The sequence below is a fragment of the Serratia sp. Ser99 genome (genome assembly GCF_024519545.1).
Classification (GTDB): Bacteria; Pseudomonadota; Gammaproteobacteria; order Enterobacterales; family Enterobacteriaceae; genus Serratia; species Serratia liquefaciens.
In genome coordinates, this window is sequence record NZ_JALJRT010000002.1 from 84,994 (window position 1) to 111,662 (window position 26,669).

The window sequence follows — 26,669 nt, forward strand, 5'->3', positions numbered from 1 at the left end:
GATGTTGCTGGGAATAAAAAAACACCGGAGGGAGACCCGTCCGGTGTTTGTCTGGCATAACGTTTATGTTGCGGGTTAAGCCGCCGGTCTGGCGATCACGCTGCGGGTTTCCATACGCACTTCGGCGATGGTGACCTGCAGGGTATCCCCCTGGCGATAAACGACTTCGCCTTTGATCTGCACCGTGCCGGTATCCTGGCTGCATACCATTTCATCACGTACCGCGTGAATGAAGGGCGCCGGGATAAAGGCCACTGCGCCATTGTCCAGCAGACGAACGCGCAGGCCGCCGCGGGTTACGTCGATGATTTCCGCGTTGAAGCGTTCATCGGTGCCTGCTTTATCCTTGAGGTAACGCGCGTAGAGCCAATCGCCGACGTCACGTTCCGCCATCCGGTTCAGACGACGACGTTCGGCCAGTTGGATTGTCACTTCGTCCAGCGGTTTCTCTGCGGACTGCCCGGTGATAACGGCTTTCAGCAAGCGGTGGTTGACCATATCACCGTATTTACGGATCGGAGAGGTCCAGGTGGCGTAAGCCTCCAGGCCCAGACCGAAGTGCGGCCCCGGCGTAGTGCTGATTTCGGCATACGTCTGAGAACGGCGAATACGGCTGTCGAGGAACTGGGTCGGTTGCGAATCCAGGTGACGACGCAGTTCGCAGAAACCTTCCAGCGTCAGCAGCTTCTCGGCTTCGGCTTCAACGCCGTTGGCTTGCAGTACGGTTACGGCTTGCTCAACCAGCAGCGGATCGAAACCGGTGTGCACGTTGTAAATGCCAAAGCCCAGACGGTCGCGCAGCACAATGGCGGCGCAGACGTTGGAAGCAATCATGCACTCTTCGACGATGCGGTTGGCGGTGCGGCGCTGCTCGGTGATGATCTCCAGCACTTCGCCTTTTTCACCCAGCACAAAGCGGTAGTCTGGGCGATCTTTGAATACCAGAGCATGCTGGTGGCGCCAGGCGTTACGTGCATCGCACACGCGCTTGAGCAGGGTGATTTGCTGTGCGATTTCATCGCTCGGCGGCTGCCAGCCGGCAATGCCTTCCAGCCAGTCGGAGACTTCGTCATAAACCAGTTTGGCTTTTGATTCGATCTCGGCGCCGAAGAAGCGAATATCGTCCCCCAATGCGCCGTCTGCACCAATGGTCACGCGGCAAGCCAGCACCGGACGGCGTTGGTTCGGGCGCAGTGAACACAGGTTGTCTGACAGATCGCGCGGCAACATAGGGATGTTGAAACCTGGCAGGTAGTTGGTAAAGGCGCGCTTGCGGGCGATTTCATCCAGCGGGCTGCCTTGCGCGACGTAAGCGGTCGGATCGGCAATGGCGATGGTCAATTGCAGCGAGCCGTCGCCGTTGTCCTGCACAAACAGCGCATCGTCCATATCTTCGGTGCTGGCGCTGTCGATGGTGACAAAATTCAGAGCGGTCAGATCTTCACGCGGCACGGAAGCATCCGGCTCATCGATCGCGATCATCTCCGGTGCTTCTTTTTCCAGGCTGTGACGGGCCAGCGTGACCCACCACGGCGCCAGGTGATCTTCGCCGTCGGTAATAAATTGGGTCAGGTCGGCATTGAAGCCACGATCGCCTTTCAGCGGGTGGCGGCACATTTCCGCTACCGCCCAGTCACCGGCCTGGAAGTTATGTTTCAGTTCACGCACCGGACGGCAAGGGATCGCGTCTTTCAGCAACGGATGATCGGGTACGATGGACAGACGGTCATCACGCTTTTGCACACGGCCGACAAAGCGCGACAGGAAGGGCTCGATCAGGGTTTCCGGCTCGGCGATTTCACGTTCTTTCTCGGTATGCAGGGTTGCGGTCACTCGGTCCCCGTGCATGACTTTCTTCATGTACGGTGGCGGAATGAAATAGCTTTTTTGACCGTCGACCTCAAGAAAGCCAAAGCCTTTCTCAGTCCCTTTTACTACGCCTTCAACGCGCGGGGTCTGAGAGTGAAGTTGCTGTTTAAGCTGCGCCAGCAGCGGGTTATCTTGAAACATATCGTCCAGTGAATGGGTTGTGAGTGGCAAGATTTGCGGCTGACAGTTTTACGCGAATCACCCGCTGCGGGCAAGCCAAACGTCACGGTTTTCCCGCGTTGGGGCGCGATTTTATGGAATATTGGGCGTTCAAAAGGCGGGAAGAAAACCCCGGCTCGAAACGCCGGGGGGAAACGGGGGTAAATCAGTTCTGTAGCGGCGTAGGCTGCAGGATTTCAATCCAGTAGTCGTCAGGATCCTTGATAAAGGCCACGTAATTCATGCGACCTTCATGCAGACGTTTCTGGAAGTTCACGCCAAGGCGCTCAAAACGCTCGCAGGCAGCGTGCACGTCAGGCACCGTCACACAGAGGTGGCCAAAGCCACGCGGCTCACTGTTGCCGTTGTGGTAATGAAAATCAGCCTGCTGCTCGGTGCCATGGTTATGGGTGAGCTCCAAAATACCCGGTTGACTCAGGACCCAGCGTTTACGGGCATCGTCATCCTGTGGGATCTGGTCGCGCGGGCTGCGGGTCAGGTAGCAAATGGTAAACGCGGCTTCATTGAAGGTTTCCAGATACACCGGGGTAAAGCCCAGCACGCGGGTATAAAAGTCCAGCGCTTGGGTTAAGTCCTTCACGCGGATCATGGTGTGATTGAACACGTAGGCGTCGGTGATGGTTTCCGGCTGCGCGGTTACGCCCGGCAGGTTCAATAAATCATTCAGTGGCATAGGGATCCCTCTTAGGTTGTCGATACGACTCTAGGGCAAATAAATGCTAATCTAAAGTGATTGTTTTTAACTAAAACACTAACTAAAAGTGAATGAACCATGAAGCTGAGTCAGCTTAGATTTTTCTGCGCCGTGGTGGAGTATAAAACCATTGCCGCCGCCGCGCGGGAATTGCACTGTGTCCCCTCCAACGTCACGTTGCGCATCAAAGAGTTAGAAGACTCACTTGGCGGCGAGTTGTTTTTTCGCGATAAAAACCGGCTCTATGTCACGCCGAAAGGCCGACAGTTCTATCAACAGGCCGTCGACATCCTGACGCTGGCAGACCGCAGCCAACAATTGTTCGCCGGTCGGCAACCGCAGGGCCTGCTGAATCTGGGGGCGCTGGATTTTTCTCTGATCAGTCACCTGCCGTCACGCATCGCTCACTTGCGCCGCAGCCAGCCCCACATGCAGGTCAACGTGCTGAGCCGAGACTCGCTGGTGCTGGAGCGAATGCTGATTGACAGCGAGATCGATCTGGCGTTGACCGACGGGCCGATAGAGCACCCGCTGCTGGCCAGTCGCGCGGCGTTTGATGAGCGCCTGGTGCTGTTGATGCCGGCCTCGGTGCCGCAGCTGGACGCCGCAACCCTGGCACAGTTAGAGTTTTATACTTTCAGCCGCGAGTGTTCTTTCCGCCTGAAAATCGATCGCTGGTTGGCCTCACGCCAGCTGAAGCCGCGGATGACGCTGGAGATGGAGTCGTACACGGCGATGGCAGCCTGCGTAAAAGCGGGTTGTGGCGTCGCCTGTGTTCCGGGGTCTTTGCTGCCGATGATCTTGCCTGAGCAGGCGTTAAAAGTGGTAGAAATGGGGGCGGAAGGGGTTAGCAATTTGTACTTCGTGTGGCGCAGCCATCAGCTCTCTGACGAGTTGCAGACGGCGCTCGATCTGTTAATGCACCCGGCGTGAACCGGGTGCATCCATTCAGGCAATACGCAGCGTCGGTTGCGCCACACAACGGCGGATCTTCACCGGTATCGACTTCGACGTTGGCGTGCCGGTGCCGTCACCAAAGCTGGCCAGCGGAACCAACGGGTTAGTCTCTGGGTAGTAGGCCGCCAGATTACCGCGTGGGATATCGTAGCTTACCAGTTTGAAGCCACTGACCTTACGTGTAATACCGTCATTCCACAGCGTTTCAATCTCTACCAGCTCACCGTCTTGCATATCCAACGCCGCCAGATCTTCAGGGTGTATAAACAGCACTTCTCGTTGGCCGTAGACGCCGCGGTAACGGTCATCCAGTCCGTAGATAGTGGTGTTGTACTGATCGTGCGAACGCAGTGTTTGCAGCGTGAAGGGCGCCTGTCGGCCATCCAACTGCGGGAACAGGCTGGTTGGCAGAAGCGCTGCGCTAAACTCGGCCTTGCCGCTTGGGGTGTCAAAACGCAATTCTGCGGCGGCGTTACCCAGGTAGAAACCACCGGGCTGGTCGCAGCGCCGGTTGAAATCTTCGAAACCGGGAATGGTGGCGGCGATATGGTCGCGGATCAACGAATAATCGTCTGCCAGCTCCAGCCAGTCGAGCTGCTGGTTGCCCAACACCGCATCGGCGATGCCGCATACGATGGCGGTTTCTGAACGCTGGGTCTCCGCCAGTGGTTTACCGACGCCTTCCGACGCGTGCACCATACTGAAAGAGTCTTCAACCGTAATGTACTGTGGGCCGCTGGCCTGCATATCCTGTTCGGTACGGCCCAGGGTCGGCAGGATCAGCGCGTCTTTGCCGGTGACCAGATGACTGCGGTTGAGCTTGGTGCTGATATGCACAGTCAGATCACAACAGCGCAGGGCACGGGCAGTGCGTTCGGTGTCCGGCGCAGCCGCGGCCAGATTGCCGCCCAACGCCAGCAAGACCTTAACCTCACCGCGCAGCATCGCCTCAATGGCCTCTACGGTGTTATGGCCCGGCTCGCGTCGCGGCGAGAAGTTAAAGTGCTGCTCCAGGCTGTCGAGCAGTGCCTTGGGAGACTTCTCATCAATGCCCATAGTGCGGTTACCTTGCACGTTGCTGTGGCCGCGTACCGGACACAGGCCGGCGCCCGGTTTACCCAACTGACCGAATAGCAGCTGCAGGTTGGTGATCTCACGTACCGTTGGCACAGAATGCTTATGCTGGGTGACGCCCATCGCCCAGGTGCAGATCACGCGTTCGGCACCCTGATAAATCGCCGCCGCCTGACGCAATTGTTCCTCGCTGAGGCCGGACTGCTGGGTAATCTGTTGCCAGGTCGTAGCATCGACCTGCGCCAGATACGCCTCGACGCCGACGCTGTGTTGACTGATGAATGCCTGATCGAACAGGCCGGGTTCACCGGCCGCCAGGCGCTCACGATGACTTTCCAGCAGCGCTTTCACCATGCCGCGCACGGCCGCCATATCCCCGCCGAGGTTGGGTTGGTAATAGGATGAACTGATCGGCGACGACTTGGGCGTCAGCATTTGAATCGGGCTTTGCGGATCGGCAAAACGCTCGAGGCCACGTTCGCGCAGGGTGTTAAAACTGACGATGCGCGCACCGCGGTTGGCGGCATTTTTCAGGCTATGCAGCATGCGCGGGTGGTTGGTGCCAGGATTCTGGCCAAACACGAAGATGGCATCGGCTTTTTCAAAGTCGTCCATGCGAATGGTGCCTTTCCCTACGCCGATACTTTGTTTCAGGCCCACGCCGCTGGCTTCGTGGCACATATTGGAGCAGTCAGGGAAATTGCTGGTGCCGAGCATACGACCAAACAATTGATACAGATAAGAAGCTTCATTGCTGGCGCGGCCCGAAGTATACAACTCGATCTGGTTCGGGTTATCCATCTGGTTAATATGCTGGGCGATTAACGCCAGCGCGTCCGGCCAACTGATCGGCTGGTAGTGGTCTGTTTCGGCGTTATAGCGCATGGGGTGGGTGAGACGGCCCTGGTATTCCAGGAAATAATCACTTTGCTGCAGCAGGGTGCTGACGCTGTGAGCCGCGAAAAACTCCGGCTCGACCGCGTTGCGCGTGGCTTCCCAACTGACAGCTTTGGCGCCGTTTTCGCAGAAACTGAAGGTGCTGTGGTTGTCGTCGCCCCAGGCACAACCTGGACAGTCGAAGCCGCGAGCCTTGTTCACGCGCATCAGGTTACGTAGGTTTTGCAGCGTCTGTTTACTGTCGAGCACATAGCGGGTAGTGGCTTCGAGTGAACCCCAGCCGCCCGCCGCGCCGGTATATGGCTTTATTGACGGTTTAAATTTCATATTGTTCTTCGCAGGTGATGTAGCTAATAAGTGAACGCTTTTTTAAGCGCTTTCAGTGTTTATGTCACAAGTTTAGGTTGGGGCGGTGTGAGCGTCTAATCGAATGGGACAATGGCGGCATAGAGCAGATTTATCGCGTAGCGGTACCGGGCAAACAAATCGTTGCATTATGACACCTGCTGAAAAAGAGTAACGATTCCGCTTTCCCGATAATTAATGCAGTCTATATCACGGATTATATTGGCATTTTATTTAGCCCGCAGGGCCTGAGGAACAGTGATTGAAGCGTTCAGTATGGGTGATGATCGCCGGCATGTTAGTGCCGCTGGCGGTACAGGCAGCAGATGTTCCCTCCAGTATTCCGCAAAACACACCGCCGGCGATAGACGCCGCCTCTTACGTATTGATGGATTACACCACCGGACAGGTTTTGGCGCAGGCGAACGCAGATCAGCGCCGCAACCCAGCCAGCCTGACGAAGCTGATGACCGGATTGGTGATTGATCACGCGCTCGATCAGCACAAAATTGGCCTGGATGACGTGGTGACGGTGGGCAATGACGCCTGGGCGCAGGGCAACCCGGTGTTTAAGGGATCATCATTGATGTTCTTAAAGCCAGGTGACAGGGTCACGGTTCGCGATCTCAGCCGCGGTATCATCATTGATTCGGGCAACGATGCCTGTGTCGCGATGGCGGATTATGTGGCAGGTAGCCAGGCGGCATTCGTTAAGTTGATGAATGAAAAGAGTGCCCAGCTTGGCCTGCAGAATACCCATTTCGAAACCGTGCATGGGCTGGATGCGCCGGGGCAATTCACTACGGCGGGCGATTTGGCAGTGATTTCACGCGCTATCATCATGAGCGAACCGGCGGAGTATCACATGTACAGCGAGAAATCGCTGACCTGGAACGGCATCACCCAGCAAAATCGCAATGGGCTGCTGTGGGATAAAAACCTGCACGTCGACGGGTTGAAAACCGGCCATACCGCCTCGGCCGGCTTTAACATTATTGCCTCTGCTACCGAAGGAGACCGGCGGCTGATTGCGGTGGTGATGGGCGGTAAAAGTTCGAAAGGGCGTGAAGAGCAGGCGCGCAAATTGCTGACCTGGGGCCTGCGTGATTTCACCACCGTGCATCTGTTCAGCGCCGGGCAAAATCTGGGGCAGGAAAAAGTGTGGTATGGCGACCGTCATGAGGTCGCGGTGGGCAGTGCAAAAGAGGAATATCTCAGCCTGCCGAAAAGTGAAGCCGACAAACTGAAGGCGCAGTATGTGGTCAGCGTTCCGCGCCTGGATGCCCCGTTGACCCAAGGGCAGACGATTGGCGAAATCCGTATCAGCGATAACGGCAAGCTGCTCAAAACCTTGCCGCTGGTGGCATTGCAACCGGTCCAGCAAGGCGGCGCGTTCTCACGATTGATGGACTACGTAAAACTGAAGATTTGACCCCTCCGGGCGTAGCCAGCTGCGCCCGAAACCCTACAGCGATGGTATACTCAGGTCAGTCATGACTTATTGAGCCGTTTTATGGATATTAAGCAACTGATCTACCTGTGTAATCTCGAACGCGAGCGCCACTTCGGCCGTGCGGCAGAGGCCAGCTTTGTCAGTCAGCCGACATTGTCTATGCGGCTGAAAAATTTGGAAAAAGAGCTGGGCGTATCCTTAATCAACCGCGGTAACAACTTCGAAGGTTTTACTGCCGAAGGCGAGCGGGTGCTGTCGTGGGCGCGTGAGATCGTGTCGGTTTATCAGGGGCTGAAGCTGGAGGTCGAGTCGCTTAAACACGGGCTTAACGGCACGTTGCGCATCGGTGTGGTACCGCAATGCAGCATCTCGCTGGCGCAAATGTTAAAGGACGTCAGTGAGCGTTACCCTCAGTTGGATTATCGGGTAGCGGTGCTGAGTGCCGATCAGTTGCTGGAGGCGTTGACGGCACATACCGTAGATGTCGGGATTGGTTTCTTCGAGCTTTCCACGCTGCAAGAGCTGCACTTTCAGTCCCAGCCATTGGCGGACGCCGGGGTCGAGCTGGTTTTCCACCCGCAGCATTTTCCTGATTTGGTAGGAGATACCCCCCTGACGCTGGAGGATGTAGCCACGCTGCCGCTGTGCCTGGCTGAGCCTACGCGTTACTTCCGCCGTTATCTTGATCAAAACTTCCGTGACGCCGGACTGACGCTGCACGTTCGAATGGAAACCACCTCAATATTCCAACTGTTGCAGGGCATTTTCGTCGGTCTGGGCTGTGGGCTTTTCCCGCATGGCAACCTGTTACCGGCAATGATGCCGGAGTTGCAACACCGACCGATAGCGATTGCGGCGATGTCACGTCATGCTGCGGTCGTGGTCGCCGAGCCGGGACGCGCATCGCCGTTGGCGCAGCATTTCTTTGATGCCGCGCGAGGTTGGTTGCTGCGCTAGCGATTACGCCAGGTTTTCACTGAGAAGTTGGGTGTCGCCGAGCGTTTGACGCAGGCGGTTCTCCCAGGCATACAGCGCGCCGGTGAGGATCACGTCCAGCGCCTGAGCCTGATTCAACCCACTGATAAACAGCGGCTGCACGCTGCGCGGCGTGAACTTTTCAGGCGTGCGGGTCAGGTCGGTTGCTACGCGGATCACAGCCTGGTTAACCGGGTCATTGGTACTCTCCAGCCCCTGTTCAATGCTATTGAACAGGGCGCCGACCAGTTCTTCCTGTTGAATATCCTGTGCGACGGTCGCTGCGCAGTAGCGGCTGCCGTTAATGCGGGAAACTGCCAGCGTCGCCAGCGCTTTGAGCCGCGCCGACAGGCCATAACCGTCGGCATTGATACTGTTGAACACGCCATTGCGTTCACGCAGCGCGGGCGCATCGTGGGCCAGCAACAGATAATAGGATTCGCTGCGAGCGTCGGGATGGCTTTGATCCAGCACGTCGAGCTGTTCGGCACGGGCCTCTTCCGGCACCACCACGGGAAGACGCGCTTGCCATGCCAGTTCTTCCTCGGTGAACACAATGCCTTCGGCGTCAGCGATGTTCGGGAAACCGGGCACCACTCCCGTTGGCCGCCCGGCCAAGGCAGCCACGCCGGCGACCACGCGTGCCTGGTAGCTAACAAAACCGATAATCTGCGAAAAGGTCACGATATCCGACGGGCTTAACCCGACGTCGCTCAGCTGCTGCAACGCCTTGCTGCAAATCAACGTCGGTTGACTGGCGAGCTGGCGGGCATACTGGGTGATTTGGGCCAGGCGGATATTACTTTCACGTGAGGCGTCGGGGCTGTACAAGGGGGCGAGGCGGGCGGCGTAGTGGCTACAAAGAGACTGAACGCCGGTCACCTGTGCCACGGTTAATGCGGTGCTGAGGCGATCATAAGGTGACAATGTCACTGTGCGTGACAATTCGACCCGATCGGGAAACAGCACGTGATATCCGGCCAGGGAGGCGTTAAATACCCCGGCGCGTGCAGTCAGCGCGGTGTTCAGCGCTTCGTCGGCAAAAGCGCCCAGCCCCAGCAAAAATCGATCGCGGATGCCGGCCGCCTGCGGCTCCAACGGCTGCTCACCGCGCACGCTGCTTTGGGTTTCGTGATACCACTGGGCATTATGTTGTCGACGTAGTAGTTCCATAGGGGATGATCCTTAATCATGAGCAACAGCCCCCGGTGCAGCAGGCAACGGCGGCAAGACAAAATGGCAACATGCCCGCAGAGGGACACGGAATGACAGGATCAGCCTTGGTCATCACAACACAGCGCGTGACCATAAACAGAGAAACCTGCGGCTAAAGCGAGTAGAAACTGCGAGAGTCGGCGATTGCGATGGCTGTTCATCAGTGCGATATCCTGTCGTTTAATAAGCTCAACGTAGGGGATATCCTCACCGATTCGATTGGCGAGATAAAATAATGTTAAGGACTAATCAATAACTGAATGGAATAAAATATAATGATATATAGCAAGATTGTAATTTGTATTTGCGGTTTTTGGCTAAGCGCTCACTGAATCCGGGCGATAAAAAACCCGCTTTAAAGCGGGTTGAGACCGTTGACGAAGTGCTCTGTTGTTTTTCTGTAGGGGCGCTGCAAGCTGCGCCCAATGGCATAATCAATGAGTTAAATCGGGTCGAACATGTTCGACCCCTACAGGTTTAGCCTTTCACGGATATCTGCAGTCTGAACCCGCTTTAAGGCGGGTTCTCTGTATGATTTGACGATCAGAATCTGCCGCCGTCACGTCGCCAGGCGTCTGCGGTAAGCGCCTCGCCAAAGTGGCTGGCAATCAGGCGTTTGGTCAGCTCATGCAGCGGTGAAGCCAATACCTCGGCCGTACTGCCGCGTTCGACGATTTCCCCTTCATGCATCACCATCACCTGATCGCTGATGTGTTTCATCATGCCCAGGTGTTGAGTCACATAAATGTAGGAAATGCCGTGTTTCTCCTGCAGTTCCAGCATCAGATTGATGATTTGCGAACGCATCGACATATCCAGCGAGGCCAGCGCCTCATCGGCTACGATCACCTTCGGTTGCAGGATCAAGGCGCGGGCCAAAGCCACCCGCTGTTTCTGGCCGGACGCCAGCATATGCGGGTAATAATTGGCGTGATCCGGCAGCATCCCCACCTGACGCAGGGTTCGGTTGATTTGTTGCTCACGTTCAGGGGCGGCCATTTCGGTATTGAGCCGCAGCGGGGCGTCCAACAGCTGGCCGATACGCTGACGAGGATTGAGCGAAGTGCTCGGATCCTGAAATATCATGCGGATACGCTGGCTGCGGTAACGATAATCGCCATAGTTAAGCCGATGGTCGTCAATCAGCAGTTCTCCGGCTGAGGGCTCGACCATGCCGGACAGCATCTTGGCCAGGGTGGACTTGCCAGAGCCGTTTTCACCGATGATCGCCAGCGTTTGCCGTTCACGCAGGGTAAAGCTGACCGATTTGACCGCTTCCACATGCTGGCGGCGAAACAGCCCGGTGCGGTAGCGGTAGGTTTTGCTCAGATTGCGCACTTCCAACAGCGTTTCCATGTTATTGCTCCTCCATGTTCAGCGGGAAGTGACAGGCGAACAGGTGGTTTTTCACCGGACGCAGGCGAGGTGTCTCAATGCATTTCTTCTGCGCATAGGGGCAGCGCGGCCCCAGCCGACAACCTATCGGCAAATGCTCCAGCGACGGAATGGCTCCCGGCAGGGTATTGAGGCGGCTTTTATGCGGCAATGCGCGGCCAAAGTCCGGCATTGCGCGGATCAGCGCCTGAGTGTAAGGGTGGTGCGGTGCGGCCAGCAGGTCTTCGCACTGAGCGCTTTCTACCGTCTGCCCGCAGTACAACACGTTGACCCGATCGGCCCATTTGCTCATCATTTGCAGATCGTGGCTGATCAGCAAAATGGTGGTGTTGTTGTTTTGGTTCAAACGCGCCAGCAGACGGAAAATCTGCGCCTGAGTGGTCGGTTCCATGGCGTTGGTCGGTTCATCGGCGATCAGCAGGCGCGGCTGATTGGCCAGGGCGATGGCGATCATCACTTTCTGGCACTCACCGTCGGTCAGCTCATAAGGAAAGCTGCCCATGATGTCTTTGTGATCCTTGATGCCCACGCGGTGCAGCAGCTCTATGGCGCGGCGTTTGCGCCAGTTAAAGCGCTGCCACCAGCGGCCTTTGTAGGTCCAACCCGGAATGGCCTGCACCAGTTGACGGCCGATGCTTTCGGAAGGATCCAGACAGGATTGTGGCTCCTGGAAAATCATCGACACGTTATGCCCGACCAGCTTGCGTCGTTCACGCGGTGTTAGCTGCAACAGGTCGATATCATCGAAACGGAAACGGTCGGCGGTGACGCGCCAGTTGTCTTTGGTGACGCCACAGATCGCTTTGGCGATCAGGCTTTTGCCGGAACCGGACTCGCCCACCAGGCCGCGGACTTCCCCCTCACTCAGGGTCATGCTGACGCGATCGACTGCCTTTACCGGGCCTTCGGCGGTCATAAATTCAATCGTCAGGTTGCGGATATCAAGTAATGGCATTATTCCACCCCCGTATTGATTGCGCGGCGCATACCGTCGCCCAACAGGTTAACCAGCAACACGCTGACCAGGATTGCCGCGCCGGGCAGCATCACCGTCCAGGGGGCGACATACACCAGCTCCAGCGAATCGCCGAGCATGGCGCCCCATTCAGGAGACGGCAGCTGTGCGCCAAGATCGAGGAAGCCGAGGGCGGCAATGTCCAGGATCGCCATCGACAGCGCTCGGGTGAACTCCGTCACCAGCACCGCCACAATGTTGGGCATCACGGCGTACCACAGTATTTGCAAGGTTGACGCGCCATCGAGACGCACCGCCACCACATATTCTTTTTCCAACTCGTCATGCACTGCGCTGTAGATAGTGCGCACCATGCGAGGCAACAGCGCCAGCCAGACGGCCAGCATAGCGTGCTCGAGTTTTGGCCCAAGGAACGCCACCACCACGATCGCCAGCAGCAGCGAAGGGATGGAGAGCAGGGTGTCGAGAATATGATTGAGCACCGCCGAGCGCAGGCCGCGGGTTACCCCGGCAAACACCCCGAGGATCACCCCGACAAAGGCGGCGGCAACGGTAACCAGCAATGCGGAACCGAAGGTGGCGGCGGTGCCGGTCAGCAGGCGGCTGAGAATGTCGCGGCCAAGATCGTCGGTGCCCAGGAAGAAGGAAACGTTGCCGTAACGTGACCAGGAAGGCGGCAACAGTTGATAACCCAGGAACTGTTGATCGAGCGCATAAGGGGCCAGCAGGCTGCCGAACACGGAAAGCAGCAGCAGCGCTATCACGCCGTAGAAGCCGATCATCGCCAGCGCATCGCCGTAAAAAATCCGCCAGGTATACAGCAGCGGGCTCGGCATTTTCTTTTCGCGGTATACGTTATCTAAGGGCATACCATTCCTTATGTTTCAGTGGGTTGGTGGCAGCGCCTAAAATATCGGCCAGGACGTTAATGGTGATCACCAGCGTGCCGACCACCATAACGCCCGCGGAGATCGCCGCATAATCCTGCTGGCGAATGGCATTGATCATCCAACGCCCGAGGCCCGGCCAACTGAACACCATTTCGGTGATCATCGCCAGCGTCAGCATGGTGGAAAACTGCAACCCCAGCTTGGGCACGATAGGCGGCAACGCATTGTGCAGCACGTGGCGGCGGATAATGGTGAAACGGGATAAGCCGCGGGTTGCGGCGGCTTTGATGTAGTTCTGATTGAGCACGTCGTCGGTGCTGATACGCATCAAACGCACCACCTCGGTGGTGGGCGCTACCGCCAGTGCGGTAATCGGCAAAATCATATGGCGCAGCGCGCTGCCGATCATTTCCGTGCGGTAGGGTGAATCGGACAGCCAGGCGTCAATCAGGGCAAAGCCGGTGATGGGCTTGACCTGATACAGCAGATCGAAACGTCCGGAGACCGGCAGCCAGCCAAGGTGCAGCGAGAAAAACAGCATCAGCAGCAGTGCCAGCCAGAAAACCGGCATCGAAAAGCCCAACAGCGCAAAGGTGCTGATGGCGGTGTCCTGCCATTTGCCTCGCATCACGCCGGCAATAATGCCCAGAGGAATGCCGATAAACAGCGCCAGAGTGAAGGCGAGCAGGCACAGCTCCATAGTGGCAGGAAACACTTCGCGCAGCTGTTCGCTGATTGCCTGGCCATTAATGCTGGAGACGCCAAAATCCCAGTGCAGCAGGCTGACAAAGTAAAACTGGTAGGCATCCAGCAGGGCAGCGCCGTTCAGCGGCGCCCGCGGTGTGAAATAGCTGAGGCTAAAGCTGACCAATGTCAGGAAGAACAAGGTGATCAGCAGCAGCAAGAAACGGCGTAAGGTAAAGATAATCACTTTTTCGGCCCCTCCGCAGACTCACGGTACACCCCGGCAAAGGACGCATTGCCGAATGGGCTCAGTACCAGTCCTTTGATGTCGTAACGATAGGCCTGCAGGCGCAATGAAGACGCCAGCGGCAACACCGGCAACTGCTGTTCAAGAATTTTCTGTGCCTTCTGATAGTTTTCGATGCGCTGCGCCAGCTGTTGTGACAGCAGGGCATTTTGCAGCACTTCGTCAAACGCCGGGTCACACCAGTGAGCATAGTTGGTTTGCGAACGGATTGCCGCGCAGCTCAGCAGCGGCCGGAAGAAGCTGTCCGGGTCGTTACTGTCGGTGGCCCAGCCGGTGAGGGTCAGATCGTGATTCATCTCCATCAGCCGCGCCTCCTGGAAACGGCCTTCGACCGGCACTATGGTCACGTTAATGCCGACCTGAGCCAAGTCGGCCTGGATCAGCTCGGCGGTTTTTAACGGACTTGGGTTGTAGGATTGCGAGGCGGTCGGTACCCACAGGCGCAGGTTCAGCGACTCAATACCCGCTTGCTTGAGCATTTCGCGCGATTTGGCCGGATTGAATTCGGTAACGTGCGCTTCATTGTCGTAGGCCCAGGAGGCGCGCGGCAAGATGGAGGCGGCGGTTTCCGCGGTGCCATAGTAAATCGACTGCATCAGACGCTGGTTGTTGATCGCCAGCGAAATCGCCTGACGGACGTTCAAATCGTTCAGCGGCGGTTTGCGGGTGTTAAACGCCAGATAGGCGATGTTCATGCCTGGGCGCAGCGTCAGCCGCAGGCGCGGGTCATCGCGCAGAATTGAAAGCTGGCTGGCGGCAGGATAGGCCAGCACGTCACACTCACCGGTCAGCAATTTCGATAGCCGTCCGGTACCGCCGGCGCCCAGATCGATCACCACCTGCGGCATACGCGGTTTACCTTTCCAGTAAACATCGTTGCGCGCCAGGCGGATATATTGTCCTGAGCGATATTCATTGAGCATGAACGGCCCGGTACCGACCGGTTCGCGGTCAATCATCTCCTGACGGCCTTCACGCGTCAGATCGTCTGCGTATTCTGCCGACAATACCGGCGCATAGTGGGTGGCGATGTGCCACAAGAATGAGGCGTCCGGCGCTTGCAGGCGGATTTCCACCGTGTACTCATCCAGCTTCTTCACGCTTTGCACCGAGTCGCCAAATTGCAAACTGTCGAAATACGGGTACTCGCCGCCGTTGACGTCATGGTAGGGGTGCTTCTGGTTAAACACGCGCTCGAAGCTGAAGACCACGTCGTCGGCATTCAACTTGCGGGTTGGTTTGAACCAGTCGGTAGTCTGGAACGGCACGTCTTTGCGCAGGTGAAACCGGTAAGTGGCCCCGTTATCCAGCACTTCCCAGCTTTGCGCCAATTCGGGGATCAGCCGGTAGGTGTACGGATCGACGTCCAGCAAGCGGTCATAAAGCTGTGCGGCCAGGGTATCGACCGTCAGGCCGCTGCTGGCCATCTGCGGGTTGAAGGTGTTCAGTATGCCGCTGACGCAATAGACAAAGCCGCTTTGGCGGATGTCCGGCAATGGCGATGCCGCGGTGGGCGCAGGGGGTGTGGAGGCCAGAGCGCTGCCGGCAAGGCAGCTCAGTGACAATATCCAAAGGGGTAAACCACGCATAGAGGCTTCATGGGTTAATAAGCAATAGCATTAGTGTATCGCACTCTGGCGAACAGCCCAATCCATTGAGCAAAATGGCTGAGTTTTCTGCTACTTGATTGAACAATTCGGCACTTCAGACAAAAAAGTTACAATTGATATGTTATAACATAACAAAATCATGTTACCGTTCCCTGGCAATGTACTGATAACAGCAAGGGGATGTATGAACAAGGTTGCACTTCCACCACGCCAGCCGCTGCCGGACGCGCAGGCCTGGCAGGGCGCAATGAGTGATGTCGGGCTCGATTGGGTCGGGATGCAAGGGATAGCGTTGCCGCTGGAGTTGGCTGGAAAGCCGTTGATGGCAAGGGTCAACGCCGGGATCAATTTGCGCGCCGGCAGCCAAGGTGCGCGGGGTATACACATGTCGCGGCTGTATCTGGCGCTGGATGAGTTAACCCAGGGCGAACTGACGCCGCAACGCATTGCCGATCAACTGCACGCTTTTTTGGCATCGCAGCCGGAAAACAGCGACCGCGCCAGCCTGCACATCAGCGGTGAGCTGCTGTTGTCGCGTCCGGCGCTGCTTTCGCCACACCGGGGCTGGAAAGCCTACCCGCTGGAAATTAGTGCCTCGCTGGCAAGCACACTCACCCTGACGCTGACGGTGGGCGTGCCCTATTCGTCCACTTGTCCGAGTTCGGCGGCGCTCAGTCGTCAACTGGCGCAGCAGCAGTTTCAGTTTGATTTCGAACATTCGGCGCAAAAGGTCGACCAGCAGCAGGTCATCGACTGGCTGGGCGATCACGGCATGCCGGGGACGCCTCACAGTCAGCGTAGCTGGGCCTGGGTGACGGTGACGCTCAATGAGCGCGAAACGGCATTGCCGGTGGTCAACCTGATAGATCGCATCGAACACGCGCTGGGCACGCCGTTGCAGACGCTGGTGAAACGCAGTGACGAGCAGGCGTTTGCCCTGGCTAACGGCCAGAACCTGATGTTCTGCGAAGATGCCGCTCGCCGCCTGTACCGAATGCTGCGCAGCCAGTGCAGCCACCGCGCCTTTTCACTGCGGGTCGAACATCAGGAAAGCCTGCATGCCCACAATGCCGTGGCGGAGTTGAGCTGGCGGGAGGAGCAGGATGCTGCGTAAAAACCCCAGTGGACACCTGCCGCAGGTCTCACCGCAGGCCTATATCGATCCTACCGCGATAATCTGCGGCCGGGTGATTATCGAGGATTTTGTCTACGTTGGGCCGTACGCGGTGATCCGTGCCGACGAACTCAATGCGGCCGGAGATATGGAACCGATCGTGATCGGCTCTCATTCCAATATTCAGGATGGCGTGGTGATCCACTCGAAAAGCGGCGCGGCGGTTACCATCGGCCGCTTCAGCTCCATCGCCCATCGCGCCATTGTCCATGGGCCGTGCTGCATCGAAGACCGGGTGTTTATCGGTTTCAACAGCGTGTTGTTCAACTGTCACATCGGTTCCGGCTGCGTGGTGCGCTACAACGCGGTGGTGGATGGCGTGACGTTGCCGCAGAACCTGTATATCCCGTCAACCGAGCGCGTCGGCGCCGACAGCGATCTGTCGCTTTACCGGCAGGTCGATCGCGGCGCACTGCAATTTTCTGAAGAAGTCGCCGCCACCAACGTTGAACTGGTGCGCGGTTACCAGGCATTACGCAATGAGTTTTGAGTGAGGAATCCCATGAATCCATTACCCGTAACCGTGCTTTCCGGCTTTCTCGGCGCCGGTAAAACGACGGTATTGAACCATATTTTGAACAATCGTCGGGGCATGCGCGTGGCGGTTATCGTCAACGACATGAGCGAAGTCAACATCGACGCTGCGCTGGTCGAGAACGAAGTCCAGCTCGATCGCCAGCAGGAAAAATTGGTGGAGATGAGCAATGGCTGCATCTGCTGCACGCTGCGCGAAGACCTGCTGATTTCGGTACGCGAACTGGCGCAGGCCGGGCGCTTCGATTACCTGCTGATCGAATCCAGCGGCATTTCCGAACCTTTGCCGGTGGCGGAAACCTTTACCTTTGAGGACGAACAGGGGGAAAGCCTATCGCAATTTGCGCGGCTGGATACCTTGGTCACCGTGGTGGACGGGGTTAATTTTATCCAGCAGTACCAGCAGGCGCAGACGCTGCAGGAGGCCGGTCAAAGCTTGGGCGAGGACGATCTGCGCAGCGTTGCGGATCTGTTGATCGAACAGATTGAGTTCTGTGACGTGATGCTGGTAAGCAAAACCGACCTGCTGACGCCAGAACAGCAGGGAGAAGTGATGGCGCTGCTGGCCAGTTTGAATCCGGATGCCCGTATTCTGCCCATATCGCCAGGCAAATTGCCGCTGGAGGCGGTATTGAACACCAACAGTTTCAGCTTCGACAAAGCGCAGCAGGCGCCGGGCTGGTTGAAGGAGCTACGCGGCGAGCACCTGCCCGAAACTGAAAACTACGGGATCAGCAGCTTTGTTTATCAGGCGCGCCGTCCCTTTGCGCCGGACAAATTCTACCGGGTGATCAACGGTGACTGGGGTGGTGGCAAGCTACTGCGTTCCAAAGGGTTCTTTTGGCTGGCGACGCGCCCGCGTCAGGCCGGGCAGTGGAGCCAGGCGGGAGGGATTGCTCATTATGGGTTGGCAGGCACCTTCTGGCGCGCCATAGCGCAAGATAGATGGCCGGAAGATGAAGAGACGAGGGCGCAGATTATGGAGAAATGGGTGGAGCCCTTCGGTGACATGCGCCAGGAGTTGGTGTTCATCGGCCAGCATTTGCAGCAGGCCAAAATAACGCGTTTGCTGGACGCTTGCCTGCTAAACGATGAGGAAATGGCCGCCGGGGTGGATTACTGGCACGAGATGGCCGACCCCTTCCCTGAGTGGTAATTGCACAATGACAGTGTGGTAATGAGAAAAATTCTCAACAAAGTGCTTTACAGATGATACTGATAACTATTATCATCGCTTGGCAGTTCACGGAAGGCCACTCCCTGTGGTTCTGATGTGGAAGGCACGACATTGCTCACATTGCTTCCAGTGTTTTTTAAGCCAGCTCGGGTGCTGGCTTTTTTTTTGCCCGCTATTCGTCGTCCGCCTCGCCATTTTGCAGTAACGTATGTTTTTTCAGCATGCCGCGTAGCTGGTGATAGGTCAGCCCCAGCAACTCCGCCGCTTTACGTTGGTTAAACCTTCCCTGTTGCAGTGCCGCTTCGATCAGAGACTTCTCCTGCGCCAATTGCCAGGCTTTTAAATCCAGCGGCAGTACCGGCAGGCCATCATGCGCTTCGGCCTCTACAGGCAATGGCACACTTTCCCGCTGGGCGAACGGGTTGATGACGATGTTATCCAGCGCTTCCGCACTGGTGCCGTGGCGGTAGACCGAACGCTCCACCACGTTTTTCAATTCGCGTACGTTACCTGGCCAGTGATAGCCGAGCAGGGCATCTCTGGCGCGCTCGGTAAAGCCAGGAAACAGCGGCAACGACAGCTCACGACACATCTGGATCGCAAAGTGTTCGGCCAGCAACATGATGTCTTGCTGGCGCCGGCGCAGCGGCGGCAACTGCACCACGTCGAACGCCAGGCGGTCCAGCAGGTCGGCGCGGAATTTTCCTGCCGCCGCCAGCGCGGGCAAGTCGTCGTTGGTGGCACACACCAGCCGGATATCGACCTGCAGCGGTTGGCTACCGCCGACGCGTTCCAGATGGCCGTATTCAATCACCCGCAGCAATTTTTCCTGTACCAGCATCGGCGCGGTCGCCAGTTCATCGAGAAACAAAGTGCCGCCGTCGGCACGTTCAAAGCGACCCAGGTGGCGCTTCTGCGCACCGGTAAAAGCGCCGGTCTCGTGGCCGAACAGTTCCGAATCCAGCAGGTTCTCATTCAGCGCCGCGCAGTTAAGCGAGATAAATGGCCCTTGCCAACGGTTGGAGAGGTAATGTAAACGGTGGGCGATCAACTCCTTACCGGTTCCGCGCTCACCAATAACCAACACCGGCTTGTTCAACTTTGCCAGTTGCGAGACTTGCTCTAATACTTCGACAAAGGCGTTTGCTTCGCCCAGCAGGTTTTCTAACTGTTCGCTCATGATGAAATTCGCCAATGTTTGGTGAAAATAATCACTCTACAGGATGCGTTCAGAGAGTCAAAAATAAATAGTCTTTATTATTCAACGAAATAAAAGTTGGCACGGGTTTTGATTAAGTCTTTGGGCAATCTGTATGATTTAACGCGGCGCTTCAGACGCCATCAGAACCAAGAGGAAGTGAATTATGGGTATTTTTTCTCGTTTTGCCGACATCGTGAACGCCAACATCAATACGCTGCTGGATAAGGCAGAAGATCCGCAAAAACTGGTGCGGTTGATGATCCAAGAGATGGAAGACACGCTGGTCGAAGTCCGTTCTACCTCAGCGCGTGCGCTGGCGGAGAAAAAGCAGCTGTTACGCCGTATCGAGCAGGGTGAAAACCAACTGAGCGACTGGCAGGACAAAGCCGAACTGGCGCTGCGTAAAGATAAAGAAGATCTGGCCCGTGCGGCGCTGATCGAAAAACAAAAAGTGGCCGACCTGATCTCTACGCTGACTCATGAAGTCTCGACCTTAGAAGAAACCCTGGCCCGCATGAAAAGCGAAATCGGCGAGTTGGAAAACAAACTGACCGAAACACGCGCACGCCAACAAGCACTGACATTGCGTCATCAGGCGGCGTCGTCTTCCCGTGAAGTGCGTCGTCAGCTCGACAGCGGCAAACTCGATGAGGCAATGGCGCGTTTCGAGCAGTTCGAACGTCGCATTGACCACATGGAAGCCGAAGCGGAAAGCGTCAGCATCGGTAAAAAGAAGTCTCTGGATCAAGAGTTTGCCGAGCTGAAAGCCGACGACGCCATCAGCGAGCAGTTGGCGGCGCTGAAAGCGAAAATGAATCGTTCCGAGTAAGGTAATAAGGTTTTGAAAATAAATCAGGAAAATCAATTTATTGATTTTCGGCTGATAACACAAAGGGGGAAAAACCACGCTTTTATCCCCCTTTGTCAATAACCTGGGCGGCCACGGTAGGGTGGCCGCCCACCAAAGACGCATTAAGAAGGAAAAGAAATGAGTGCTCTATTACTTGCCATTCCGTTGACAATCTTTGTGTTGTTTGTCGCACCGATTTGGCTTTGGCTGCATTACAGCAATCGGCAACAAAACGGCATTCAACTGAGCCATCAGGAAATGCAACGTCTGGCACAGCTGGCGGAAGATGCCAAGCGTATGCGTGAACGCATTCAGGCGCTGGAAGAGATCCTCGATGCAGAACACCCGAACTGGAGACAGTCTTGATGAACAACACTCTGGGCAGTAAAAAGCTTTATCGCGTACCTGAAGAAGGGATGGTGAAGGGCGTCTGCGCCGGTCTGGCCCATTATTTCGACGTGCCGGTACGCCTGATCCGGGTGATCGTGGTGTTATCGATGTTCTTCGGGCTGTTTTTCTTCACCCTGATTGCTTATTTCGCGCTGGTGTTCGTGTTGGATGAAGCGCCGGCCAGCCGTTTTGACGGCGAACAGCAAAAAACGCCGCGTCAGTTGCTCGACCAACTTGAATATCAACTGGGCAGCGGCGAGCAACAGCTGCGACAGGTTGAGCGTTACGTCACGTCGGACACTTTCGGCGTACAGAGCCGTTTCCGCAAGCTGTAACCCGCCCCGCATGCTATGGCCTGCGCCGTGCGCAGGTCAGGCTTTGCACCCGTCATCATCCTTTATTGACCCGAACTGTGCCGGAGGGCATTGATAATGAACAAAACCTATGCCGCAAGCGCCGCTAAAACCGGTGGATTTAAACGAGGAGCAGGTGCAATGTTGAAGACAGTGTCTAAAGTCATCATCATAGCGTTACTAAATTACGGCCCGGCAGGGGCGGCCGGCTGGCTGCTGCGGACCGTGGGTCGCAAACCGATTCGCTTTGTATTGGCGCTGGTGCTGGAACCTTTGTTCCGCAAAGGCCTGAACAAGGTATTTGGGCGTTATGCCAAGGAGAACAATGAAACGACTGCAAAATGAGTTAACGTCGCTGGTCAACCGCGGAATGGATCGCCATCTGCGCCTGGCGGTGACCGGTCTGAGCCGTAGCGGCAAAACCGCCTTTATCACCGCTTTCGTCAACCAATTGCTGCACGTTCACAGCGGTGCGCGCATGCCGCTGTTCTCGCCGGTGCGTGAAGAGCGCCTGCTGGGCGTGAAGCGCATTCCGCAGCGCGATCTCGGCATTCAACGTTTTACCTATGATGAAGGGTTGGCGCAGCTGTATGGCACACCGCCGAGCTGGCCGACCCCGACGCGTGGCGTCAGCGAAATTCGCCTGGCGCTGCGTTACCGCTCCAACGATTCACTGCTGCGTCATTTCAAAGACACGTCGACCCTGTACCTGGAAATCGTCGATTATCCCGGCGAGTGGTTGCTGGACCTGCCGATGCTGGAACAGGACTATCTGGCCTGGTCGCGGCAAATGGCCGGCCTGCTGCAGGGCGATCGCGCCGAGTGGGCCAAGCCTTGGCTGGCGCTGTGCAAAAGCTGCGATCCGCTGGCTCCGGCAGATGAAAACAAACTGGCGGCTATCGCCCAGGCCTACACCGACTATCTCCTGCGTTGCAAAAGTGAAGGGCTGCACTTTATTCAGCCGGGGCGCTTTGTCCTGCCGGGGGATCTGGCCGGTGCGCCGGCGTTGCAGTTTTTCCCGTGGCCGAATGTGGATGCTCAGGGTGAGTCGAAGCTGGCGCAGGCGGATAAACACAGCAATATCGGCATGCTGCGTGCGCGTTTCAATTATTACTGCCAGTCGATCGTCAAAAACTTTTATAAAGAGCATTTTGTCCGTTTCGACCGCCAAATAGTGTTGGTGGACTGCTTGCAGCCGCTCAATAGCGGCCCGCAGGCGTTTAACGACATGCGCCTGGCGCTGACCCAGTTGATGCAGAGTTTCCACTATGGCAAGCGCACGCTGTTTCGCCGGTTGTTTTCGCCGACCATCGACAAGCTGATGTTCGCCGCCACCAAAGCCGACCATATTACCGCCGATCAGCACGCCAATCTGGTGTCGCTGCTGCAGCAGTTGGTGCAGGAAGCGTGGCAGAACGCTGCGTTTGAAGGCATCAGCATGGACTGCGTTGGGCTGGCCTCGGTACAGGCTACCGAGAGCGGTATCGTTGATCATCAGGGGCAGCGCATCCCGGCGTTAAAAGGCAATCGTCTAAACGACGGAGCGCCGCTGACGGTTTTCCCCGGCGAAGTGCCGGCGCGCCTGCCTGGACCGGCTTTTTGGCAAAACCAGGGCTTCCATTTCGATGAGTTTCGTCCACGCGCCATGAGCGTGGACAGCCCGTTGCCACATATTCGCCTGGACGCGGTGATGGAGTTTCTACTGGGAGATAAATTGCGATGAGCGAGCCGATAAAACCGCGTATCGATTTTGAACAACCGCTGCAACCGCCGCAGGAGCCCGTGCTGCGTGCTAACGTCGCTTTCGACGAACAGCAGGCGGAAAGCTTTTTCCCGGCGGCGCCGGAGCTGCAGCAGGAAGACGAAGAGGGGCGCGCCGAAGGCATCGTCAATGCGGCCCTGAAACCCAAACGCAGCCTGTGGCGCAAAATGGTCACTGCCGGGCTGGCGCTGTTTGGCGTCAGCGTAGTGGCGCAGGGCGTACAGTGGGTACATACCGCCTGGGTGCAGCAGGATTGGATTGCCATGGGCGGTGGCGTAGCGGGTGGCTTGATCGTTTTTGCCGGGGTGGGGTCGGTGGTGACCGAATGGCGCCGGTTATACCGTCTGCGTCAGCGTGCCGAAGAGCGAGATGTGGCTCGAGAACTACTGCACAGCCACGGTTTGGGCAAAGGGCGGGAGTTCTGCGAGAAGTTGGCGCGTCAGGCCGGTCTGGATCAAGGGCATCCGGCGTTGCAGCGCTGGCAGGCCTCGCTGCATGAAACCCAAAACGACCGTGAAGTGGTGGCGCTGTACGCCAAACTGGTGCAGCCGGTGCTGGACAACCAGGCTCGGCGTGAAATCAGCCGTTCGGCCGCGGAATCCACGTTAATGATTGCCGTCAGTCCGCTGGCGCTGGTGGATATGGCGTTTATCGCCTGGCGCAATATTCGCCTTATCAACCGCATCGCGGCGCTGTATGGCATCGAACTGGGCTACTTTAGTCGTCTGCGGCTATTCCGCCTGGTGCTGTTGAACATTGCCTTTGCCGGTGCGTCCGAACTGGTGCGCGAAGTGGGGATGGACTGGATGTCGCAAGATCTGGCGGCTCGTTTGTCTGCCCGTGCAGCACAGGGGATCGGTGCCGGTTTGCTGACCGCGCGGCTAGGCATCAAGGCGATGGAGCTGTGCCGTCCACTGCCTTGGCTGGAAGGTGAGAAACCCAAACTGGGTGATTTCCGCAGCCAATTGGTCGGCCAACTGAAAGAAACCATGAAGAAAGGCGACAGCAAAGCCAAATAATCTCCTCACGGCGTCCATTTGGGCGCCGTGCTTCCTTTCTGCCTCTGTCACGCCGTGCAAAGCCAATACGTAACCTTCACTTGACGAAAGACGATCCCCCTGCAAATACATTATATTTATCTGCAAATTTATTGACGGTTGTGATAACTCTCTGCCGATCAGCTAAAATGACGCCGATGGTGTTATTCACTTGCGTTTAAAAACATCAACAACAGCGATAAATCAGAGTTCTGTCAACTTTTGCTGACAGATTGCTTCTACCGTTCGGGGTGAGAGAGTATCATCATTGCCAGTCATCCCCGCACCTGCAGAGATAAGGCCAATACTGATGCGTTTGGAAGTTTTTTGCGAAGACCGAATCGGTCTGACTCGAGAGTTACTCGATCTTTTGGTATTGCGCAGCATAGATTTACGTGGCATCGAAATCGATCCCATCGGCCGCATTTACCTCAATTTTTCCCAGCTGGATTTTGACACCTTCCGTGCCTTGATGGCAGAGATCCGCCGCATCGCCGGCGTGACCGACGTACGCACCGTGAATTTCATGCCGTCCGAGCGTGAGCACCGCGCCCTGCGGGCGTTGCTGGAGTCGATGCCGGAACCGGTCTTCTCGATAGATATGAAGGGCAAGGTCGAGCTGGCTAACCCGGCGGCTCAGGCGCTGTTCGGTTTCAGCGAAGACAAAATCCGCAATCAGACCGCCACTGCGTTGATTGGCGGTTATAACTTCAGCCGCTGGCTGGAGAGCGAACAGGCGACTCCGCAATCTGAGCGGGTGGTGATCCGCAGTCAGGATTTCCTGATGGATATCACCCCCATCTATCTGGAAGACGAAAACCAGCAGAAAGACACCGTCGGCGCGGTTGTGATGCTGAAGTCCACGGCGCGCATGGGTCGTCAGCTACAGAACTTGTCGGTGAACGACGATACCGAATTTGATCACATCGTCGCCGCCAGTCCGAAAATGCGCCAGGTGCTGGATCAGGCGCGCAAGCTGGCGATGTTGGATGCGCCACTGTTGATTGTCGGGGATACCGGTACCGGTAAAGATATCCTAGCCCGGGCCTGTCACCTGCGCAGTCCGCGCGGCAAGCAGCCGTTCCTGGCGCTAAACTGTGCCGCTTTGCCGGACGACGTAGCGGAAAGCGAGCTGTTCGGCCATGCGCCGGGCGCTTACCCCAATGCGCTGGAAGGCAAGAAGGGCTTCTTCGAGCAGGCACACGGCGGTTCGGTATTGCTCGATGAAATCGGTGAAATGTCGCCGCGCATGCAGACCAAACTGCTGCGCTTTATTAACGACGGCACTTTCCGCCGGGTTGGCGAAGAACATGAAGTGCATGTCGATGTACGCGTGATCTGCGCGACGCAGAAAAACCTGACCGAACTGGTGCAACGCGGTGAGTTCCGTGAGGACTTGTATTATCGCCTTAACGTACTGACCATTACCCTTCCGCCGCTGCGTGAGCGTCCGCAGGACATCATGCCGCTGACCGAACTGTTCGTGGCGCGCTTTGCCGATGAGCAGGGCGTTGCGCGGCCGAAATTGTCCAACGATCTGGGCAGCTTCCTCAGCAAATACGGCTGGCCGGGCAACGTGCGGCAGTTGAAGAACGCCATCTATCGCGCGCTGACGCAAACGGAAGGTTTCGAACTTCGTCCACAAGATATCGTTCTGCCGGAATTTGAAGTTGAAATGTCATTGGGGGATGAAGTGTTGGACGGCTCGCTTGACGACATCAGCAAGCGTTTTGAACGCTCGGTGTTGACGCGGTTGTACCGCACCTATCCAAGCACGCGAAAGCTGGCGAAACGCCTGGGGGTTTCACATACCGCGATCGCCAACAAGCTGCGCGAGTATGGTCTTAGCAGCCGCAAGCCGGCTGGGGAAAGCGAAGAGTAAAAAGAATGGGCGCCTTAGGCGCCCATTTTAATACTTGGCTATCAGAGCCCGGCATTCGCGGGCCTTATGACATTACTTCAAGGCAGCCAGCGCCGCGTCATAGTCTGGTTCGTTGGTGATTTCATTCACCAGCTCGCTGTACAACACGTTATCCTGGCCATCCAGCACCACGACCGCACGAGCAGTCAGACCGGCCAGTGGGCCCTCGGCGATTTCAACGCCGTAGGCTTGTTTGAATTCTGCACCGCGCAGAGTGGACAGGGTCACCACGTTGCTCAGGCCTTCCGCGCCACAGAAACGTGACTGTGCGAACGGCAGGTCGGATGAAATGCACAACACGACGGTGTTATCCAGGCCGCTGGCCAACTGGTTGAATTTACGCACTGAAGTCGCACAAACGCCGGTATCGATGCTTGGGAAAATGTTCAGAACTTTGCGTTGACCCGCGAAGCTGCTCAGCGCCACATCTGACAGGTCTTTGGCAACCAGAGAGAAGGCTTTGGCTTGTTCGCCGGACTGTGGCAGATGGCCTGCAACGCTAACCGGGTTGCCTTGAAAATGTACTGTCTGAGTCATTAGCTTGATTCCTTTTACAGGTGTTTATACAAAGGGCATGAGCCTAATGAAAAGGGACTTTACGCCGCGCTTAACATTAGGTTCACACCCTGGCATCAGTTTATGTCAACAATTGCGGGTTGGATATATAAAGTTTGCTAAATAGTTGTATATATTAGGTTGTGTCCAGAATTTATCCTTCTGGTCGCCCTTGTTTATGCGCAATTTTCGCC

At 56.7% G+C, this 26,669-nt stretch carries 24 protein-coding genes; 13 read left to right on the forward strand and 11 right to left on the reverse strand.

The window, feature by feature from the left end; all coding sequences use genetic code 11:
- Positions 1–75: 75 nt before the first annotated feature.
- Positions 76–2,010 carry an exoribonuclease II gene (locus tag NR114_RS04545; RefSeq protein ID WP_129940686.1) on the reverse strand — a complete coding sequence of 645 codons (1,935 nt, stop codon included), beginning with the start codon at positions 2,008–2,010 and terminating at the stop codon, positions 76–78.
- A gap of 184 nt (positions 2,011–2,194) precedes the next feature.
- On the reverse strand, positions 2,195–2,722 hold the full coding sequence (gene gloA / locus NR114_RS04550) for a lactoylglutathione lyase (protein ID WP_234529175.1): 528 nt from the start codon (positions 2,720–2,722) through the stop codon (positions 2,195–2,197).
- Positions 2,723–2,821: 99 nt separating this feature from the next.
- Between gloA and NR114_RS04555 the strand changes: the two genes are divergently transcribed.
- The gene (locus tag NR114_RS04555) at positions 2,822–3,676 is read left to right on the forward strand and encodes a LysR family transcriptional regulator (RefSeq protein WP_234529176.1); all 855 of its coding nucleotides are present in this window, start codon (positions 2,822–2,824) and stop codon (positions 3,674–3,676) included.
- Between the two features lie 15 nt (positions 3,677–3,691).
- Here NR114_RS04555 and NR114_RS04560 read toward each other — a convergent pair whose 3' ends face one another.
- Positions 3,692–5,998: an FdhF/YdeP family oxidoreductase gene (locus NR114_RS04560; RefSeq protein WP_234529177.1), complete on the reverse strand. Its 2,307-nt coding sequence runs from the start codon at positions 5,996–5,998 to the stop codon at positions 3,692–3,694.
- Positions 5,999–6,278: 280 nt separating this feature from the next.
- Between NR114_RS04560 and dacD the strand changes: the two genes are divergently transcribed.
- Together dacD and NR114_RS04570 are read left to right on the forward strand one after the other, a co-directional pair.
- The gene (gene dacD, locus NR114_RS04565; protein ID WP_197821012.1) at positions 6,279–7,448 is read left to right on the forward strand and encodes a serine-type D-Ala-D-Ala carboxypeptidase DacD; all 1,170 of its coding nucleotides are present in this window, start codon (positions 6,279–6,281) and stop codon (positions 7,446–7,448) included.
- Positions 7,449–7,529: 81 nt separating this feature from the next.
- Positions 7,530–8,426, forward strand: coding sequence for a LysR family transcriptional regulator (locus NR114_RS04570; protein ID WP_234529178.1), 897 nt, complete (start codon positions 7,530–7,532; stop codon positions 8,424–8,426).
- A 3-nt stretch (positions 8,427–8,429) separates the two neighbouring features.
- Here NR114_RS04570 and NR114_RS04575 read toward each other — a convergent pair whose 3' ends face one another.
- From NR114_RS04575 to sapA, 6 genes are all read right to left on the reverse strand, one after another.
- A complete protein-coding gene (locus NR114_RS04575) occupies positions 8,430–9,617 on the reverse strand; it encodes a peroxidase-related enzyme (RefSeq protein WP_046373406.1) in 1,188 nt (395 codons plus the stop codon).
- A gap of 585 nt (positions 9,618–10,202) precedes the next feature.
- Positions 10,203–11,015, reverse strand: coding sequence for a putrescine export ABC transporter ATP-binding protein SapF (gene sapF / locus NR114_RS04580; protein WP_020827108.1), 813 nt, complete (start codon positions 11,013–11,015; stop codon positions 10,203–10,205).
- 1 nt (position 11,016) lies between these two features.
- Positions 11,017–12,009, reverse strand: coding sequence for a putrescine export ABC transporter ATP-binding protein SapD (gene sapD / locus NR114_RS04585; RefSeq protein WP_020827107.1), 993 nt, complete (start codon positions 12,007–12,009; stop codon positions 11,017–11,019).
- Positions 12,009–12,899, reverse strand: a complete 891-nt coding sequence (gene sapC, locus NR114_RS04590) for a putrescine export ABC transporter permease SapC (protein WP_020827106.1) — start codon at positions 12,897–12,899, stop codon at positions 12,009–12,011. The genes sapD and sapC overlap by 1 nt, the downstream gene beginning before the upstream one ends.
- Entirely contained in the window at positions 12,886–13,851 is a 966-nt protein-coding gene (sapB, locus tag NR114_RS04595) for a putrescine export ABC transporter permease SapB (RefSeq protein ID WP_020827105.1), read from the reverse strand. Before sapB ends, sapC begins: the two co-directional genes overlap by 14 nt.
- On the reverse strand, positions 13,848–15,500 hold the full coding sequence (gene sapA / locus NR114_RS04600; RefSeq protein ID WP_020827104.1) for an ABC transporter substrate-binding protein SapA: 1,653 nt from the start codon (positions 15,498–15,500) through the stop codon (positions 13,848–13,850). Before sapA ends, sapB begins: the two co-directional genes overlap by 4 nt.
- A 205-nt stretch (positions 15,501–15,705) precedes the next feature.
- On the opposite strand from sapA, the gene folE2 reads away from it, so the two are divergent.
- The 3 genes from folE2 to zigA are packed head-to-tail and all read left to right on the forward strand — an operon-like array spanning position 15,706 to position 18,385.
- Positions 15,706–16,635 (forward strand): GTP cyclohydrolase FolE2, encoded by a 930-nt coding sequence (gene folE2, locus NR114_RS04605; RefSeq protein WP_256813660.1) that lies wholly within the window; start codon positions 15,706–15,708, stop codon positions 16,633–16,635.
- Positions 16,625–17,185, forward strand: a complete 561-nt coding sequence (locus NR114_RS04610; protein ID WP_046373410.1) for a carbonate dehydratase — start codon at positions 16,625–16,627, stop codon at positions 17,183–17,185. Before folE2 ends, NR114_RS04610 begins: the two co-directional genes overlap by 11 nt.
- Positions 17,186–17,197: 12 nt before the next feature.
- The gene (zigA, locus tag NR114_RS04615) at positions 17,198–18,385 is read left to right on the forward strand and encodes a zinc metallochaperone GTPase ZigA (protein WP_046373411.1); all 1,188 of its coding nucleotides are present in this window, start codon (positions 17,198–17,200) and stop codon (positions 18,383–18,385) included.
- A 193-nt stretch (positions 18,386–18,578) separates the two neighbouring features.
- On the opposite strand, the gene pspF is transcribed toward zigA, so the two are convergent.
- The gene (pspF, locus tag NR114_RS04620; protein WP_256813662.1) at positions 18,579–19,586 is read right to left on the reverse strand and encodes a phage shock protein operon transcriptional activator; all 1,008 of its coding nucleotides are present in this window, start codon (positions 19,584–19,586) and stop codon (positions 18,579–18,581) included.
- A gap of 184 nt (positions 19,587–19,770) precedes the next feature.
- On the opposite strand from pspF, the gene pspA reads away from it, so the two are divergent.
- The 7 genes from pspA to tyrR all read left to right on the forward strand — a co-directional run bounded on the left by pspA (position 19,771) and on the right by tyrR (position 25,881).
- Complete coding sequence (gene pspA, locus NR114_RS04625; RefSeq protein WP_256813663.1) at positions 19,771–20,436, forward strand: phage shock protein PspA; 666 nt, start codon at positions 19,771–19,773, stop codon at positions 20,434–20,436.
- Between the two features lie 159 nt (positions 20,437–20,595).
- Positions 20,596–20,823 carry an envelope stress response membrane protein PspB gene (pspB, locus tag NR114_RS04630; RefSeq protein WP_012145351.1) on the forward strand — a complete coding sequence of 76 codons (228 nt, stop codon included), beginning with the start codon at positions 20,596–20,598 and terminating at the stop codon, positions 20,821–20,823.
- Positions 20,823–21,182, forward strand: a complete 360-nt coding sequence (pspC, locus tag NR114_RS04635) for an envelope stress response membrane protein PspC (protein WP_020827098.1) — start codon at positions 20,823–20,825, stop codon at positions 21,180–21,182. The genes pspB and pspC overlap by 1 nt, the downstream gene beginning before the upstream one ends.
- Before the next feature lie 96 nt (positions 21,183–21,278).
- Positions 21,279–21,545 carry a phage shock protein PspD gene (gene pspD / locus NR114_RS04640; RefSeq protein WP_071844552.1) on the forward strand — a complete coding sequence of 89 codons (267 nt, stop codon included), beginning with the start codon at positions 21,279–21,281 and terminating at the stop codon, positions 21,543–21,545.
- Positions 21,526–22,923, forward strand: a complete 1,398-nt coding sequence (locus NR114_RS04645; protein WP_020827096.1) for a YcjX family protein — start codon at positions 21,526–21,528, stop codon at positions 22,921–22,923. Before pspD ends, NR114_RS04645 begins: the two co-directional genes overlap by 20 nt.
- Complete coding sequence (locus NR114_RS04650) at positions 22,920–23,981, forward strand: YcjF family protein (RefSeq protein WP_115058718.1); 1,062 nt, start codon at positions 22,920–22,922, stop codon at positions 23,979–23,981. The genes NR114_RS04645 and NR114_RS04650 overlap by 4 nt, the downstream gene beginning before the upstream one ends.
- Before the next feature lie 328 nt (positions 23,982–24,309).
- Entirely contained in the window at positions 24,310–25,881 is a 1,572-nt protein-coding gene (gene tyrR, locus NR114_RS04655; protein ID WP_020827094.1) for a transcriptional regulator TyrR, read from the forward strand.
- 72 nt (positions 25,882–25,953) lie between these two features.
- Here the strand turns inward: tyrR and tpx are convergent, their stop codons facing one another.
- On the reverse strand, positions 25,954–26,457 hold the full coding sequence (tpx, locus tag NR114_RS04660) for a thiol peroxidase (protein WP_020827093.1): 504 nt from the start codon (positions 26,455–26,457) through the stop codon (positions 25,954–25,956).
- Positions 26,458–26,669 lie beyond the last annotated feature (212 nt).